The 14,746-nt window shown below is 73.0% G+C and carries 14 protein-coding genes and 1 tRNA gene; 11 read left to right on the top strand and 4 right to left on the bottom strand.

Annotated features, from left to right (window positions below; genetic code table 11):
- Nucleotides 1-14: 14 nt before the first annotated feature.
- The 5 genes from AB0B39_RS02420 to AB0B39_RS02400 all read left to right on the top strand — a co-directional run bounded on the left by AB0B39_RS02420 (nt 15) and on the right by AB0B39_RS02400 (nt 5,246).
- The gene (locus AB0B39_RS02420) at nt 15-599 is read left to right on the top strand and encodes a hypothetical protein (protein WP_357493672.1); all 585 of its coding nucleotides are present in this window, start codon (nt 15-17) and stop codon (nt 597-599) included.
- Nucleotides 599-1,606 (top strand): MoxR family ATPase, encoded by a 1,008-nt coding sequence (locus tag AB0B39_RS02415; protein WP_357573301.1) that lies wholly within the window; start codon nt 599-601, stop codon nt 1,604-1,606. Before AB0B39_RS02420 ends, AB0B39_RS02415 begins: the two co-directional genes overlap by 1 nt.
- Nucleotides 1,606-3,048: a DUF58 domain-containing protein gene (locus tag AB0B39_RS02410; RefSeq protein WP_357493674.1), complete on the top strand. Its 1,443-nt coding sequence runs from the start codon at nt 1,606-1,608 to the stop codon at nt 3,046-3,048. Before AB0B39_RS02415 ends, AB0B39_RS02410 begins: the two co-directional genes overlap by 1 nt.
- Nucleotides 3,049-3,247: 199 nt before the next feature.
- A complete protein-coding gene (locus AB0B39_RS02405; protein ID WP_357573300.1) occupies nt 3,248-3,811 on the top strand; it encodes a hypothetical protein in 564 nt (187 codons plus the stop codon).
- A gap of 103 nt (nt 3,812-3,914) precedes the next feature.
- Nucleotides 3,915-5,246: an NAD(P)/FAD-dependent oxidoreductase gene (locus AB0B39_RS02400; protein ID WP_357493678.1), complete on the top strand. Its 1,332-nt coding sequence runs from the start codon at nt 3,915-3,917 to the stop codon at nt 5,244-5,246.
- Nucleotides 5,247-5,304: 58 nt separating this feature from the next.
- On the opposite strand, the gene AB0B39_RS02395 is transcribed toward AB0B39_RS02400, so the two are convergent.
- Nucleotides 5,305-7,164, bottom strand: a complete 1,860-nt coding sequence (locus tag AB0B39_RS02395) for a hypothetical protein (RefSeq protein ID WP_357493680.1) — start codon at nt 7,162-7,164, stop codon at nt 5,305-5,307.
- Between the two features lie 101 nt (nt 7,165-7,265).
- On the opposite strand from AB0B39_RS02395, the gene AB0B39_RS02390 reads away from it, so the two are divergent.
- The 4 genes from AB0B39_RS02390 (at nt 7,266) to AB0B39_RS02375 (ending at nt 9,537) form a co-directional block, all read left to right on the top strand.
- Nucleotides 7,266-7,346, top strand: a tRNA-Leu gene (locus AB0B39_RS02390).
- A gap of 111 nt (nt 7,347-7,457) precedes the next feature.
- The gene (locus AB0B39_RS02385; protein WP_357493682.1) at nt 7,458-8,273 is read left to right on the top strand and encodes a Bax inhibitor-1/YccA family protein; all 816 of its coding nucleotides are present in this window, start codon (nt 7,458-7,460) and stop codon (nt 8,271-8,273) included.
- Nucleotides 8,274-8,411: 138 nt separating this feature from the next.
- Nucleotides 8,412-9,170, top strand: coding sequence for a Bax inhibitor-1/YccA family protein (locus AB0B39_RS02380; protein ID WP_234584092.1), 759 nt, complete (start codon nt 8,412-8,414; stop codon nt 9,168-9,170).
- Between the two features lie 46 nt (nt 9,171-9,216).
- Entirely contained in the window at nt 9,217-9,537 is a 321-nt protein-coding gene (locus tag AB0B39_RS02375; RefSeq protein WP_234584091.1) for a hypothetical protein, read from the top strand.
- Nucleotides 9,538-9,544: 7 nt separating this feature from the next.
- On the opposite strand, the gene AB0B39_RS02370 is transcribed toward AB0B39_RS02375, so the two are convergent.
- The 3 genes from AB0B39_RS02370 to AB0B39_RS02360 form a co-directional block, all read right to left on the bottom strand.
- The gene (locus AB0B39_RS02370; RefSeq protein ID WP_357573299.1) at nt 9,545-10,807 is read right to left on the bottom strand and encodes an acetyl-CoA C-acetyltransferase; all 1,263 of its coding nucleotides are present in this window, start codon (nt 10,805-10,807) and stop codon (nt 9,545-9,547) included.
- Nucleotides 10,808-10,886: 79 nt separating this feature from the next.
- Nucleotides 10,887-11,699, bottom strand: a complete 813-nt coding sequence (locus AB0B39_RS02365) for an SGNH/GDSL hydrolase family protein (protein ID WP_234584089.1) — start codon at nt 11,697-11,699, stop codon at nt 10,887-10,889.
- A complete protein-coding gene (locus AB0B39_RS02360; protein WP_357493687.1) occupies nt 11,696-12,748 on the bottom strand; it encodes an SGNH/GDSL hydrolase family protein in 1,053 nt (350 codons plus the stop codon). Before AB0B39_RS02360 ends, AB0B39_RS02365 begins: the two co-directional genes overlap by 4 nt.
- Nucleotides 12,749-12,898: 150 nt before the next feature.
- Here AB0B39_RS02360 and AB0B39_RS02355 point away from each other — a divergent pair, with 150 nt between their 5' ends.
- Together AB0B39_RS02355 and AB0B39_RS02350 are read left to right on the top strand one after the other, a co-directional pair.
- Nucleotides 12,899-13,255, top strand: coding sequence for a YkvA family protein (locus AB0B39_RS02355; RefSeq protein ID WP_234584087.1), 357 nt, complete (start codon nt 12,899-12,901; stop codon nt 13,253-13,255).
- A gap of 72 nt (nt 13,256-13,327) precedes the next feature.
- Complete coding sequence (locus AB0B39_RS02350; protein WP_357493689.1) at nt 13,328-14,698, top strand: cystathionine beta-synthase; 1,371 nt, start codon at nt 13,328-13,330, stop codon at nt 14,696-14,698.
- Nucleotides 14,699-14,746: the final 48 nt, after the last annotated feature.

The raw sequence follows: 14,746 nt of genomic DNA, 5'->3' as shown, positions 1-14,746 counted from the left end.
GGGACGGTGGGCCGGTGAGCGGCAGCGCCAGCATCGACGACCTGCTCGCCTTCGAGGAGGAGCGGCCGAGGCAGGACGACCGGGAGCGGGGTGGCCGGGCCGGGCGCGTCTTCCGCGCCCTGGCCGGCAACGCCGCACTGGTCGCCGTGCTGGTCGTGGGCCTGCGGGCGGTAGGTCTGCAGGTGTCGTTGGTGATCCTGGTGGCCGGGGTGTTCGCGGTGTCGGGGGTGCGCCGGATCGCCGCCGCGCTCGCGCCGCCACCGGCAGCGAGGTCCCGTCCTCCGGTGTCCCAGTACGACGACGGCACCTGGAACTGGAGCGCCCGGGACGCGCTGCGCGCCGCCATCAACGGCTGGGAACTCCCACTGGACTGGTCCACGACGCGACCCGAACGCTTCACCGGGGTCATCCTGCCCCGGCTCGCGGAACTGGCCGACGAACGGCTGCGCCTGAAGCACGCCGTGACCCGCGAGTCGGACCCGGTCCGCGCCCGTGCCCTGCTGGGTGACCGGCTGTGGACGTTCCTGGAATCCCCGCCCCGCCGCCCCCCGTCGCCGCGCGATCTCGCGGTGATCGTCGCCGAACTGGAGAAGATCTGATGAACGACGTGGACCGGAGCATGCCCGCCGCCGAGGTCGGTCGCCTGGCCCGAGCCGTCCTGGACGCGGTCGGCACCGTCGTGGTCGGCAAGCGGGACGCGTTGGAGCTGGTCCTCGCCGGGATTCTGGCCGGTGGGCACGTGCTCCTGGAGGACCTGCCCGGCCTGGGAAAGACGCTCACCGCGCGCTCCTTCGCCCAGGCGCTCGGGCTGGACTTCCGCCGGCTCCAGTTCACCCCGGACCTGCTCCCCGCCGACGTCACCGGCTCCTTCCTCTACGACCAGCGCAACGGCGACTTCGCCTTCCGGGCCGGGCCGGTGTTCACCAACCTGCTCCTCGCCGACGAGATCAACCGGACGCCGCCGAAGACCCAGTCCGCGCTGCTGGAGGCCATGCAGGAGAAGCAGGTCTCGGTGGAGGGCGTGACGTACAAGCTGGACGAGCCGTTCCACGTGCTGGCCACCGCCAACCCCATCGAGTACGAGGGGACCTACCCGCTGCCCGAGGCGCAGTTGGACCGGTTCCTGCTGCGGGTCTCCTTCGGCTATCCGGAGCACGAGGAGGAGTGGGAGGTGCTGCGCCGTCGGATGGGCCGCCGCCGTGAGGAGGCGGACATCAAACCGGTAGTCGACGCCGCCACCCTGCGGGCGATGCAGGCAGCCCTGGAGGACGTGGTGGTGGAGGACTCCATCGGCCGGTACATCGTGTCGCTGACCGCGGCCACCCGGGAACATCCGTCGGTGCTGGTCGGCGCCTCGCCGCGTGGCTCGCTGGCGCTGCTGCTGCTGTCCCGGGTACGCGCGGTGTTCGGCGGCCGGGACTACGTGGTGCCGGAGGACGTCAAGGAGGTGGCGGCGCCCGCCCTGGCCCACCGGATCACCCTGCGCCCGGAGATGTGGCTGCGCCGCGTCGACCCGGCCTTCGTGGTGGGTGAGGTGTTGGAGGCCACGCCCGCCCCGGCCAGCGGCGCGCTGCCCAGCTACGCCGCCGGCGGGCTCCGGCGCTGATGACCGGCCCGACCGCGCCCGCGCCGCGATCCGCCGAGCCGGAGTCGGCCGCCGGCTGGGCGCCCACCCCGGCGCTCGGCCGCGCGGTGCTGCTCGCCGGCCTGTTGCTGGTGGCGGGGGTCCTGCTGGGGCGGGTCGATCTCGTCGTGCTGGCGGCCCCGTTCGCACTGGGCACCGCGTACGCGCTGCGCCGCCGGCCCACGACGCTGCCGCAGGTCTGGATCACCGCCGGGGACGACGGACCGCTCGTCGAGGGCGGCGAGGTGTCGGCGGCCGTCAGCGTCGGCAACCCGGACGCGATCGACTACGACCTCGTGGTGGTGCGGTCCCGGGTCTCGCCGTGGTTGCGGATCGCCCGTGCCGGTTTCGCCGGCACCGGCCCTGCCGACGATGCCCCGCCCGCCGACGCCCCGCCCGCTGCCGGCACGTCCCCCGGCACCGGCCGTTCCGTCGCCGACCGGCCGTTCGTGACCTCGCTGCCGGCCGCCGAGGCGGTGGACCTGGAGTTGGCCGGCCGGGCTCTGCGCTGGGGCCGGCATCCGGTCGGCCCGGCCGGCGCGCGGGTCGCCGCGGCGGGCGGCCTGCTGGTCTCCCGAGCGGTGTTCACCGAGCCGGTCGGGGTGCGGGTCTACCCGCGTACCGAACCGTTCGAGGCGGTGGAGGCGATGCCCCGCGCCGCCGGCCTGGTCGGCGCGCACCACTCCCGCCGGCCCGGTGAGGGCGGCGAGCTGGCCGGCGTACGGATCTTCGCCCCCGGTGACCGGCTGCGCCGCGTCGACTGGCGGGTGTCGCTGCGCGCCCGGCAGTTGCACGTGGCGGCCACCCTCTCCGACCGGGACGCCGAGGTGGTGGTGCTGCTCGACGTGCTCGCCGAGGCCGGGCGCTCCGGCGGCGTGGACGGCTCCGCGTCGGTGCTGGACACCACAGTGCGGGCCACCGCGGCGATCGCCGAGCACTACCTGCACCGGGGCGACCGGGTGTCGCTTGTGGAGTACGGGCCGGGTGCCCGCCGGTTGCGCGCCGCCGCCGGCCGCCGGCAGTACCTGACCGTCCTGGAGTGGCTGCTCGACGTACGCGCCGAAGCCTCCCAGCACGAGCCGTACGACCAGGTCTTCGGCCCGCAGCAGCTCTCCTCGGACGCGTTGGTGGTGGTCCTCACCCCGCTGTTGGACGAGCGGTCGGCGCAGATGCTGGCGCGGCTGGCCCGCTCCGGCCGGTTCGTGGTGGCGGTCGACACGCTGCCGGCCAACCTCACACCGCCGAAGGATCGGGGTTGGGCCGAGGTGGCGTACCGCCTGTGGCGACTGGACCGGGAAACCATGATCGGGCAGCTCCGGGAGCACGGCGTGCCCGTCGTGCGCTGGGCCGGCGCGGGCAGCCTGGACCAGGTGCTGCGGGACGTGGCGCGGCTGGCGACGGCCCCAAGGGTCGGTTCCCGGTGAGCGTGAGGAGTGAGCCGGGTTTGCGAGCCCCGCAGTCGCGAGCGACAGGTGGCCTGGTGAGCGTGAGGAGTGAGCCGGGTTTGCGAGCCCCGCAGTCGCGAGCGGCAGGCAGCCCGGTGAGCGTGAGGAGTGAGCCGGGTTTGCGAGCCCCGCAGTCGCGAGCGGCAGGCAGCCCGGTGAGCGCTAGGGGTGTGTGCAGATGATCGACGCGATCACCGGGCGGGTTCGGGCTGCTCAGAATGCTGTTTCACGGATCAGCGCCGTTCCGCTGATGGTCCGGGCCGCGATCTTCGTCACCGCCCTGGCCGGGCTGGCGCTGGCGTTTCCCGCCGAGGTGTTGACCGGTCGGCCGCTGCTGTTGCTGGCGGTGGCCGCGCTGCTGCCCGCGATGGGTCCGCGGCGGCTGTGGCCGACCTTCGTGGCGCTGGTCATGGCCGGGGGCTGGCTGCTCGCCACCGACGGATACGGCCGGCCGGTGGCGTTGTGGCGCCTGCTCGCCGTCGCCGCGCTGTTGTATCTGGGGCACTCCCTGTGCGCGCTGGCGGCGCTGCTGCCGTACGACGCGATGGTGGACCCGGAGCTGGTCACCCGGTGGTTGCTGCGGGTGGCGGCGGTGCTGTTGGGCACGGCCGTGCTGGGGGTGCTGCTGTTGCAGGCGGCGGGCCTGGGCGGGGAGGCCGGTCATCAGTGGGTCACGGTGCTGGGGCTGGTGGTGGCGGTGGGTCTCGTCGCGTTGCTGGGTTGGCTGCTGCGGCGTAGGTGAACCCCTGTGGCGACAGGGTTACGCAGGTCACAGGGGTTGTGTTCCGTCACAGATGGGGGGCGCGAGCGGGATTACCTGAGCCGGGCGGGGAAAGATAGATGACGTGAATCCGAAGCGGATCCTTGTGGTGGGTGCCGGGCACGTCGGTCTCTACGCGGCCCTGCGCCTGTCAAAGAAGCTCAGCTCCCGTGAGGCTGAGGTCATCGTCGTGGACCCCCAGCCCCACATGACCTACCAGCCGTTCCTGCCCGAGGCCGCGGCGGGGAACATCTCCCCCCGGCACTCCGTGGTGCCGCTGCGGCGGGAACTGCGCCGGTGCAAGGTGGTGGCGGGAACGGTCACGCGTGTCGAGCACGACCGCAAGGTTGCCACCGTGCAGCCGATCGTCGGCCCGGCCCGGGAGATCGCGTACGACCACGTGATCGTCGCGCCGGGTTCGGTGTCCCGGACGCTGCCGATTCCCGGCCTGCACGAGCAGGGCATCGGGTTCAAGACCATCGGTGAGGCGATCTACCTCCGTAACCACGTGCTGGACCGGCTGGACGTCGCGGCCGTGACCCCGGATGCGGAGGTGCGCCGCTCGGCGCTGACCTTCACGTTCGTCGGTGGCGGTTACGCGGGCATCGAGGCGCTCGCCGAGATGGAGGACATGGCCCGGGACGCCCTGCGCTACTACCCGGAGCTGAAGCCGGAGGACATGCGCTGGGTGCTCGTCGAGGCCACCAACCGCGTCCTGCCCGAGGTCGACCGGGACATGGGCGCCTACACGGTGCAGCAGCTCATGAAGCGCAACATGGACATCCGGTTGGACACCCGCCTGGAGTCCTGCGTCGACGGGGTGGTCAAGCTCTCCGACGGGGACAGCTTCCGGTCCGACACGATCGTCTGGACGGCAGGCGTGAAGCCGTCGCCGATGCTGGACGCGACGGACTTCCCGCGTGACGACCGCCGGCGGGTCACCTGCATCCCCACCCTGCAGGTGGTCGACGGTGACCGGGTCATCGAGGGCGCGTGGAGCGCCGGTGACTGCGCCGCCGTACCGGACCTGACCAAGGAGCCGGGCAACTTCTGCTCGCCGAGCGCCCAGCACGCGGTGCGCCAGGCGGCGCGGATGGCCGACAACATCGCGAATGTGATCCGGGGCCGCGAACCGGTCAACTACAAGCACAAGCACGCCGGCAGCGTCGCCAGCCTCGGCCTGCACAAGGGCGTCGCCCAGGTGTACGGCATCAAGATGACCGGCTGGCCGGCCTGGTTCATGCACCGGACGTACCACATGAGCCGGATCCCCTCGTTCAACCGCAAGGTCCGGGTGGTCGTGGACTGGTCGCTGGCGTTCTTCCTCAAGCGTGAGGTCGTCGCCCTGGGTCAGCTGCACGACCCGCGCGAGGAGTTCGTCGAGGCGTCCCAGCCGGTCGGCGCACCCCGCGTCTGAGCGAACTGGACGAAAGGGCCCCTCCTGTTCGGGAGGGGCCCTTTCGCGATTTTCGGCGTCAGACCCGCCAGATCCAGGCGTCGGCGACGCGGGTGGCCGGGCCGTACAACTGCTCCAGGGTCGCCCGCAGGCTGTCGGCGTGCGGCGCGTCGTCGGCCAGTGCCACGCAGGACGCTCCCCAGAAGTCGACGTCCCGGGCGGCCTGCCGGCGCTGCTCGTCGCCGATGGCCGGCTGGTCGCCGCGGCGGGCGACATCGGCCAGCAGGGCCGAAGTGGGCTGCTTGAAGGTGCCCATGGCGGCGGTGCCATGGCGTCCGTACGGGCCGATGAAGAACCCCTCGGGCAGGCCGAACCCGGCGTCGGCGGCGGCTGCCCAGCGCATCGGCCACGGTTCCTTGGGGGTGGGCAGCGGCACCGGGACCAGCACCCCGCCCGGGCGGACGCACTGCCGCCAGTGCCCGCCGGTGATGAACTCCGGCACGGCGGGCCGCTCGGTGGTCGGGAGGGGAGTCGGGAAGATCGGCAGCAGGGCTGCGATGACCGCCAGCGGCACCAGCCGCCGCGCCCGGCCGGTGCCGCGCAGCGCCCGGTCGACGGCCACGACGAGCACCGTCGCCACGATCGGGAGCAGCGCCAGGCCGAACCGCATCGGCAGCGCGCCGTCCACCACCGGCAACCCGGCCAGCAGGGCGTACGGGCCGGGCAGTGCGGTGCGGGTGCCGCCGAGCACCACCTCCGGGCCGAGGGAGAGCGCGCCCATCACCAGCGCCGCCACCACGCAGGCGAGCACCAGCCGGCGCCGGCCGGCCCAGACCGCGCAGACGGCGGTGACCAGCAGCAGCGGCCAGCCGAGGAAGGTGTTGTATTCGGCGGGGCCGGTGGTCAGCCGGGACGCCTCGTCACTGCCGGCGACGGACAGCGGGGAGACCGCCCACCAGCTGCTGAGGTCGGCCGAGAAGTAGGCCGGGCTGAACATCCCGTCGGCGACGCCCTGCGGTCCGGCGAACTGGAACCAGAGCGGGTAGCCGAGCACCAGCAGCGCCAGGCCGGCGGCGATCGCCAGCCCGCCGGCGAATCCGGGCAGGGCGCGGCGGGCGAGGTCCCGGTCCGCCACGGCGTAGCTGATCGCCATCACCAGCAGCGCGACGGCGCAGAGGAACAGGACCTCCTCGCCGATGAAGACCTGCGCGGTGACGGCCGCGGCCAGCCCGGCTGCGGAGCTGATCATCCGCCGTCGGTCCGGGCCGGCGGATCGGGCGCGGCCCGTCCCGTCGGTCGTCGTGGGGCCGGGGTCGGACGCGCGGAGCAGCCGGAGCACCAGCCAGACGATCACCGGCACCAGCCACTGCGCCGTCATGTGCAGATGGCTGTTGGACTGCGAGATCATGCCCGGACCGAAGCCGCACAACCCGCCGCCGAGCGCGGCGGCGAGGCGGTGGGCCCGCAGCGTCCGGTGAAACAGCAGGTACCAGGCGAGGGCGGTGCCGGCCAGGTTGGCGGCGGCGAGCAGCGCGAAGGTGGTGGGTGCGCCGAGCAGGAGGGTGATCGGCGCGCAGACGACGCCGAGCGCGATGACAGTGGTGTTGGCCATCAGGTTGACGCCGTCCGGGGCGTTGAGCCGGTCGGTGAGCAGGTGGAAGTCACCGAGCAGCGCCCGCGCGTCGACAGCCAGGAACCACTCGTAGAGCGTCTGGTCCTCGGGGTTGAGCGCCAACGTCCGCCCATTTGGGTCGGGCCACAGGCCGTGGGTCAGCCAACCGGCCAGCGCCACCCAGACCAACGCGATCAGCAGGTCCGTCCGGTGGCGGCGGACGGCGGAGCGCAGCCGGACGGCCCGGGGTCGGCGGATGACCTGATCGTCGAGACGGAAGACCTGGTCAGGGGCGGCGTCGGGGGCCGTTGGGGCTGCGCTGCTCACGGCATCGACCCTAATGTGGCCACCCCGGCGGGGTACGCCGGGTCGCCGTCGACCGGCTACGGTGACACTGGACCGTGCGTGTCGGCGCGCGGGTGCCACCCGCCCGGGTGGTGGAACGGCAGACACGGCCGCCTTAAAAGCGGCTGCCGAAAGGCATGCGGGTTCGACCCCCGCCCCGGGCACCCAGCCGCCACGGCCGCCGCGTTCTCATCGTGATCACCAGGAGTGGGTCGGGCAGTTTACTCTTGGGGTGCACGTTCACGTGCAAACGACCCCCTGAGGGAGGCCAGAAAGTGAAGACCTCGAACCCGGTGCTCGCCCGGCTCGGCCAGGCGGCCGAGCGGGAGCGCTCCGCCGGGTACGCACCGGCCGGGCCGTACGGACAGCCCGGCATTCCCCAGCAGTACCCGTCCCAGGCCGGCTACCCGGCCGCGCCGCCCGCCGTGGCGCCGATGACCGTCGACGACGTCGTCGTCAAGACGGTTGCTCTGTTCGGCATCCTCGGCATCACCGCCGCGGCAGCCTGGGTGCTCGTGCCCGACGCGCTGGTCGGCACCGCCTGGATCGGCGCGGCGGTCGTCGGCCTGGTGCTCGGCCTGATCATCTCGTTCTCCCGGATGGCCAACCCGGCGCTCGTCATCGCGTACGCGGTCGTCGAAGGTGTCTTCGTCGGCATGGTCAGCAAGGCGTTCGAGTCCGCCTACGACGGCATCGTGCTCCAGGCCGCCGTGGCGAGCTTCGGCATCTTCTTCGTGATGACGATGATCTACAAGGCGAAGATCATCCGGGCCACCCCGGTCTTCGTCAAGGTCATGACTTCGGTGATCATCGGCCTCGCCGCGGTCATGCTGATCAACCTGGTGCTGGCGCTGTTCGGCGTCAACACGGGTCTGCGTGACGGCAGCCCGCTGGCCATCGGCTTCAGCCTCGTCTGCATCGTGGTCGCGTCGCTGAGCTTCGTGCTCAGCTTCAAGGAGATCGAGGACGGCGTCCGGATGGGCCTGCCCCAGCGCTACTCCTGGGTCGCCGCGTTCGGCATCCTGGTCAGCCTGGTCTGGCTCTACATCGAGATCCTGCGCCTGCTGAGCTACTTCCAGGGCGACGACTGACCTCGTCCGTCCCGTCCGACCGGCGCCCGCTCCCGCTCATCGTGGGGGCGGGCGCCGTCGTTGGCGCCGTTTCGCCGCCGCCGTCGGGCCGTCCGGGGCAGAGTGACTGCCAGGGGTACGCGGGCGAAGGAGGCGACGGTGCGCAGCAACAACCCGGTGCTCAACCGGCTGGACGAGACCGGCCGGTTGGAGTCCCGGGTGGTCAGCTCCCGCGACGTCGAGCCGATGACAGTCGACGACGTGGTGGTGCGTACCGTCGGACTGCTTCTGCTCACCGGCGTGGCCGCCGCGGTGTCCTGGGCGCTGGTGCCCGACGCGGTGTGGTCGGGGGCGGCCCTGGCCGGCACCGCCCTGGCCTCGATCGCGCTGGTCCTGGTCATCTCGCTGCGGGGGATCACCAACCCGGTGCCGATCGTCGGCTACGCGTTGCTCCAGGGGTTGCTGCTGGGGGTCGCCAGCCGGACCTTCGAGCAGGTCTATCCGGGGATCGTGGTGCAGGCGGTGGCCGGTACGTTCGGCGTCTTTCTCGGCATGGCCGCGCTGTACCGGGCGCGGGTGATCCGCGCGACGCCCCGGCTGGCCCGCCTGGTCATCGGCACGCTGCTCGGCATCGCCGTGCTGAGCGTGGTCAACCTCGTGTCGTACCTGATCTCCGGCCGGCCGGGACTGGCGGTCTACAGCGTCAGCGGGGAGGTCGGCTGGCTGCCGTACGCCTTCTCGGTCGTGGCGATCATCGCCGGTGCGTTCAGCTTCATCCTCGACTTCGACCTCGTCGAGCGTTCGGTGCGCGACGGCCGACCCCGCCGGTACGCGTGGCTGAGCGCGTTCGGCCTGCTCACCGGCCTGGTCTTCCTCTACTGGCAGCTGCTACGGCTGCTCAGCTACCTGCGCCGCTGAGCGGCCCGCGATGTCGGGGCCGGCGTCGGCCGTAGACTCGGCGGCGATGAGCGCAGAGGAGTTGGAGCGGACCGTGCGGTTGCTGGTCCGCCAGGTCGGGCACTGGGAGCAGCCGCGCTGGGCGGCGGCGGCGACCACCGGCAACGTGCCCCGCGCCGACCTGATGCACCGGTTGGTGCAGGAGATCGCCAACCTGGCCGCCGACGCCGAGGGGCAGCCCCGCCGGACCGTGCCCCGGCTGGACAACGACTTGGCCCTGCCCGACCAGCTGCGCGTGGTCACGGCCGACCTGCTGGCCGCCGGGGCCGACGCCGAGGCGCTGGCGCGGGCCGCCGCCGAGGTGACGGCGACCCGCGGCGCGCTCTGACGTCGGGTCAGCTCAGGCGTTCGAGCACCATGGCCATGCCCTGCCCGCCGCCGACGCACATCGTCTCCAGACCGATGGTCTTGTCGTGCCACTCCAGCGCGTTGAGCAGGGTGCCGGTGATCCGGGCGCCGGTCATGCCGAACGGGTGGCCGACCGCGATCGCGCCGCCCATGACGTTCAGCTTCTCCTCCGGGATGCCCAACTGCCGGTAGGAGGGGATCACCTGGGCGGCGAACGCCTCGTTGATCTCGACCAGGTCGACGTCGTCGATGGTCATGCCGGCCCGCTTCAGGGCCTGCCGGGACGCCTCGACCGGTCCGAGGCCCATGATCTCCGGCGACAGCGCGGTCACGCCGGTGGAGACGATCCGGGCCAGCGGGGTCAGACCCAGCTCCTGCGCCCGCTGGGCGCTCATCACGACGACGGCGGCGGCGCCGTCGTTGAGCGGGCAGCAGTTGCCCGCGGTGATCCGGCCGTCCGGACGGAACACCGGCTTCAGGCCGGCGACCGCGTCCAGGGTGACGCCCGCGCGGGGGCCGTCGTCGGTGCTCACCACTGTGCCGTCCGGCGTGGTGACCGGGGTGATCTCCCGGGCCCAGAAGCCGTCGGCGATGGCCTTCTCGGCGAGGTTCTGGCTGCGGACACCGAACTCGTCCATGTCGGCGCGGGTGACGTCGTACACCTGGGCCAGGTTCTCTGCGGTCTGCCCCATGGTCAGGTAGATGTCCGGCAGCTCACCGGCCTCGCGCGGGTCGGTCCACACCTCGGCGCCGCCCTGCGCGCGACGCTTGGAGCGCTCGCCGGCCGCCGCGAAGCGCGGGTTCTCCCAGCCGCCGCCGACGAGGGCCTGCGCCTCGGGAGGCAGCCCGTCGGAGCTGCCGCGGGCGTAGCGGGAGACCATCTCGACACCTGCGGAGACGAACACGTCGCCCTCGCCGGCGCGGATCGCGTGCAACGCCATCCGGGTGGTCTGCAACGAGGATGCGCAGTAGCGGGTCAGCGTGGCGCCGGGGACGGTGTCCAGCCCGAGCAGGGTGGCCACCACGCGGGCCATGTTGAAGCCCTGCTCACCGCCGGGCAGGCCGCACCCGAGGTAGATGTCGTCGATGGTGGTCGGGTCGAGTTGGGGGACCTTGTCCAGCGCGGCCTGGACGATGGTCGCGGCGAGGTCGTCGGAGCGGACACCGCGCAGGGACCCCTTGTGCGCCCGACCGATGGGGGAGCGGGCGGTAGCGACGATGACGGCGTCGCGGGACGACTCAATCGGCATGAGCCAACGTTAACCCGCCGGTAACATGGCACGGAAGAAGCAGGCGCGGCGGGAAATGTCACCCCGCCCGGACGCCGCTCTAGCGCCGGGAGGCGACCGCCGCCGCGGCAGCGACGGCCGGCAGCAGGGCGTGCGCCCACACCCGGTAGCCGTCGGCGGAGGGGTGGAAGCCGTCGTGGCAGAGCGTCCCCGCGTCGGCCCGGAAGACCGGACCGGTCTCGGTGGCCAGGTCGACCACCGCGCCGCCCGCCTCCAACACCGCAGTGGTCTGCGCGCGGGCCATCCGCCGCCCGGACCAGCCGACCAGCTGACGCAGCGGCGGCGCGATGGCGCGTACGGCCCCGAGGTCGGGGCAGGTGCCCACCACCACCTCGACGCGCGCCTCCCGCAGCCGGTGCACCGCCGCCCCGAGATAGGCGGACGCGTCGGCGGGTCGACGCAGCCCGGTCGCGTCGTTCGCGCCGATCAGGATCAGTGCCACGTCGGGACGCTCGCCGAGCAGGGCCCGGGCGACCTGGGTCGCCAGGTCCGTCGAGCGGGACCCGGAGACACCGACGCTGGACAGGTGCACCCGGCGACCGGTCGGACCCTCGGCGAGCAGGTTGGCCAACTGTCCGCCGATGGTGTCGTCGAGGCGGTCGACGCCCACGCCCAACGCCGACGAGTCACCGAGCAGCACCAGCCGCAGCGGCGCGGCGTCGGCCCGACCGATGGTGGCCCGCAACGCCAGCCCCAGCTCCGGCTCGGCGTAGCGCCGGTGCCGGGCGACGAACGCCTCACCGGCCAGGACAGCGGCGCCGCCCACCGTGCCGGCGAGCAGCGACATCGCCGCCGCCCGACCCAGGCGGCCGGGGAGACCGGCGGTCACGCTCCGCTCGCTGCGCTCGTTCATGCCAGTCCCTCCACTGTCGAGGTGTCCGTCGCGGAGCCGGACTGCGGCACCGTGTTGACACCGAAGAACGCCCGGCGACGCAGCTGCGCCCACCGGCCGGCCGGCCCTCGATCGCGGCCCCGGACCTGGGTGCCGCTGACCTCGGTGCCGGCGTGCCGGGCCGCCTCCTGCGCGGCCTTTGGCAGCGACCGTACGCCCTCGCCCCGCGCCGGTGTGGCCCGTCGCTCCGGCCCGGAGCCGAGCGCCGAGAGCATCGTCGGCAGCAGGGCGGCGGCGGCCATCGCGTACCCCTCGGCGGAGGGGTGGAACCGGTCCCAGGCGAACATCCGGTGCGGTTCGGCGGCGAACCGTGGGCCGAGCAGGTCGCCGAGGGACACCGTCGAGCCGCCCGCCTCGACCACCGCCACCGTCTGGGCGGCGGCGAGCTGGCGACTCCACCGGTGCGCCAGCCAGCGCAGCGGTGGCTGGATCGGCCGGATCGCGCCGAGGTCGGGGCAGGTGCCGACGACCACCTCGCAGCCGGCGTCGCGCAGGGCGCGGACCGCCTCGACCAGATAGCGCACCGCCAGGCCGCGCGGCGTGCGGTTGGTGATGTCGTTGCCGCCGATCAGGATCACGGCGATGTCCGGCGCGCACTCCAACGCCGCCTCCACCTGGTGCCGGAGCGCCGCGGAGATGGCGCCGACCACCGCGAAACGGCGCACCAGTACCGGCCGGTGCAGCCGTCGGGACAGCCCGGTGGCGAGCAGCGCTCCCGGTGTCTCCCGGCGGCGGTGCACTCCGTAGCCGGCCGCCGACGAGTCACCGAGCACGACCATGGTGAGCGGGGGGCCGGGGAACTTCGCGCCGTACATCCCGTCGCAGCGCGGCGGCGGGGCCTCGGCCATCGGGATGGTGCGCCGGGCCTGGCGGGCCTGGCCGAGCAGCACCCCGCCGGTGGCCATCGCGGCCGCCGCGGTGGCGCCCGTCCCGATGGCCGCCAGCCGGGCGATCCGCCAGGCCTGCCGCCAGCGCGGACCAACGGGTACGACAGAACCAGCCACCCCCATATGCCGACATTATCGCGCCGGCCCGACACGCCGCTGTCGTCGTCCCGGCTCGGGAGTGCCTGGAAACCGACGCGACGGGGTACCTGTCCGGTGGAGGCCGGCCGACTTGCGCCGACCCGCCACGCTGATCCGGCGGAGAGGAGCGCGACGATGGGGAAGACACTGAAGCGCAGCGCGGCGTTCACGGCCCTGGCGCGGGCACTGGCGGCGGGGGCGCGCGGCGGGCCCTCGTTGGGCACCCGACTGGCGGCGCTGCCCCGGATGATCCGGGCGACGACCCGGGGGCAGTACGACGGCGGCCTCCGGCTGGCCCTGATGACGGCGGCCACGGCGTACATCGTCTCGCCCATCGACCTGCTGCCGGAGATCCCACTGGCGATCTTCGGGCTGGCCGACGACGCGGTGATGATCACCTGGCTGGCCGGCAGCGTGCTCGCCGAGACCGACCGATTCCTGGAGTGGGAGGCCCGACGCAGCTCGGTCATCCCCGGGGGGCTGGTGCCCTGACGGCACGTACGCTGGTCGGCGAGGATACGTCTGCCCGGCCGCCGTCGCCGGCGCCGCAACGAAGGGCACACCGTGCAGTACTACGACAACGTCGTCGACATGATCGGCAACACCCCGCTGGTCCGCCTGCGCAACGTCACCGAGGGCATCCGGGCAACCGTGCTCGCCAAGGTGGAGTACCTGAACCCGGGTGGCTCGGTGAAGGACCGGATCGCGCTGCGCATGGTCGAGGACGCCGAGGCGGCGGGCCTGCTGCGGCCCGGTGGCACCATCGTCGAGCCGACCAGCGGCAACACCGGTGTCGGGCTCGCCCTGGTGGCCCAGCTCAAGGGCTACAAGTGCGTCTTCGTCTGCCCCGACAAGGTCAGTCAGGACAAGCAGGACGTGCTGCGGGCGTACGGCGCCGAGGTGGTGGTCTGCCCGACCGCCGTCGCCCCGGAGGACCCGCGCTCGTACTACAACGTCTCCGACCGGCTGACCCGGGAAATCCCCGGTGCGTGGAAGCCCGACCAGTACAGCAACCCGGCGAACCCGCGCTCGCACTACGAGACGACCGGCCCCGAGCTGTGGAAGCAGACCGAGGGCGGGCTCACGCATTTCGTGACGGGCGTCGGTACCGGCGGGACGATCTCCGGCATCGGTAGGTACCTCAAGGAGGCGTCCGACGGTCGGGTGAAGGTCATCGGGGCCGACCCGGAGGGCTCGGTCTACTCCGGCGGCACCGGCCGCCCGTACCTGGTCGAGGGCGTCGGCGAGGACTTCTGGCCGGAGACGTACGACAGGGGTGTGGCCGACGAGATCGTCGAGGTCTCCGACAAGGCGTCCTTCGAGATGACCCGGCGGCTGGCCCGCGAGGAGGGCCTGCTGGTCGGGGGCTCCTGCGGGATGGCGGTGGTCGCCGCGTTGGAGGTGGCCCGCAAGGCCGGCCCGGACGACGTGATCGTGGTGCTGCTGCCCGACGGCGGCCGGGGCTACCTGTCGAAGATCTTCAACGACTCGTGGATGGCCCGGTACGGCTTCCTGGACAACTCCGGCCACGAGCCGACGGTCGCCGACGCGCTGGCCAGCAAGCCGGGCGGCCTGCCCGAGCTGGTGCACGTGCACCCGACCGAGACGGTCCGCGACGCGATCGACTACATGCGCGAGTACGGCGTCTCCCAGCTGCCGGTGCTCAAGGCCGAGCCGCCCGTGGTGACCGGTGAGGTGGCCGGCTCGATCGCCGAGCGGGACCTGCTCGACGCGCTGTTCACCGGTCAGGCTCACCTGCACGACACCATCGAGCGGCACATGGGTGACCCGCTGCCGATGATCGGCGGTGGTCAGCCGGTGAGCGAGGCCGTCGGCCTGCTGGAGAAGTCCGACGCCGCGCTGGTCCTGGTCGACGGCAAGCCCAAGGGCGTCCTGACCCGCCAGGACCTCCTGGCCCACCTCGGCGCCCACTAGCTGCCCCCGAGCTGCTACCGCCCCCGCGACGTGCCCCCGCAGGCTGCC

It is taken from the genome of Micromonospora sp. NPDC049114 (assembly GCF_040648635.1).
Taxonomy (GTDB): domain Bacteria; phylum Actinomycetota; class Actinomycetes; order Mycobacteriales; family Micromonosporaceae; genus Micromonospora.
The sequence above is the reverse complement of the archived record's forward strand: the minus strand, read 5'-3'. Positions and strand labels throughout refer to the sequence as shown.

Coding starts and splice junctions, on each gene's coding strand:
- AB0B39_RS02415 (WP_357573301.1), top strand. CDS start 599: ATGAACGACGTGGACCGGAGCATGCCCGCCGCCGAGGTCGGTCGCCTG.
- AB0B39_RS02410 (WP_357493674.1), top strand. CDS start 1,606: ATGACCGGCCCGACCGCGCCCGCGCCGCGATCCGCCGAGCCGGAGTCG.
- AB0B39_RS02405 (WP_357573300.1), top strand. CDS start 3,248: ATGATCGACGCGATCACCGGGCGGGTTCGGGCTGCTCAGAATGCTGTT.
- AB0B39_RS02375 (WP_234584091.1), top strand. CDS start 9,217: ATGAGCGCAGAGGAGTTGGAGCGGACCGTGCGGTTGCTGGTCCGCCAG.
- AB0B39_RS02370 (WP_357573299.1), bottom strand. CDS start 10,807: ATGCCGATTGAGTCGTCCCGCGACGCCGTCATCGTCGCTACCGCCCGC.
- AB0B39_RS02365 (WP_234584089.1), bottom strand. CDS start 11,699: ATGAACGAGCGCAGCGAGCGGAGCGTGACCGCCGGTCTCCCCGGCCGC.
- AB0B39_RS02360 (WP_357493687.1), bottom strand. CDS start 12,748: ATGGGGGTGGCTGGTTCTGTCGTACCCGTTGGTCCGCGCTGGCGGCAG.
- AB0B39_RS02355 (WP_234584087.1), top strand. CDS start 12,899: ATGGGGAAGACACTGAAGCGCAGCGCGGCGTTCACGGCCCTGGCGCGG.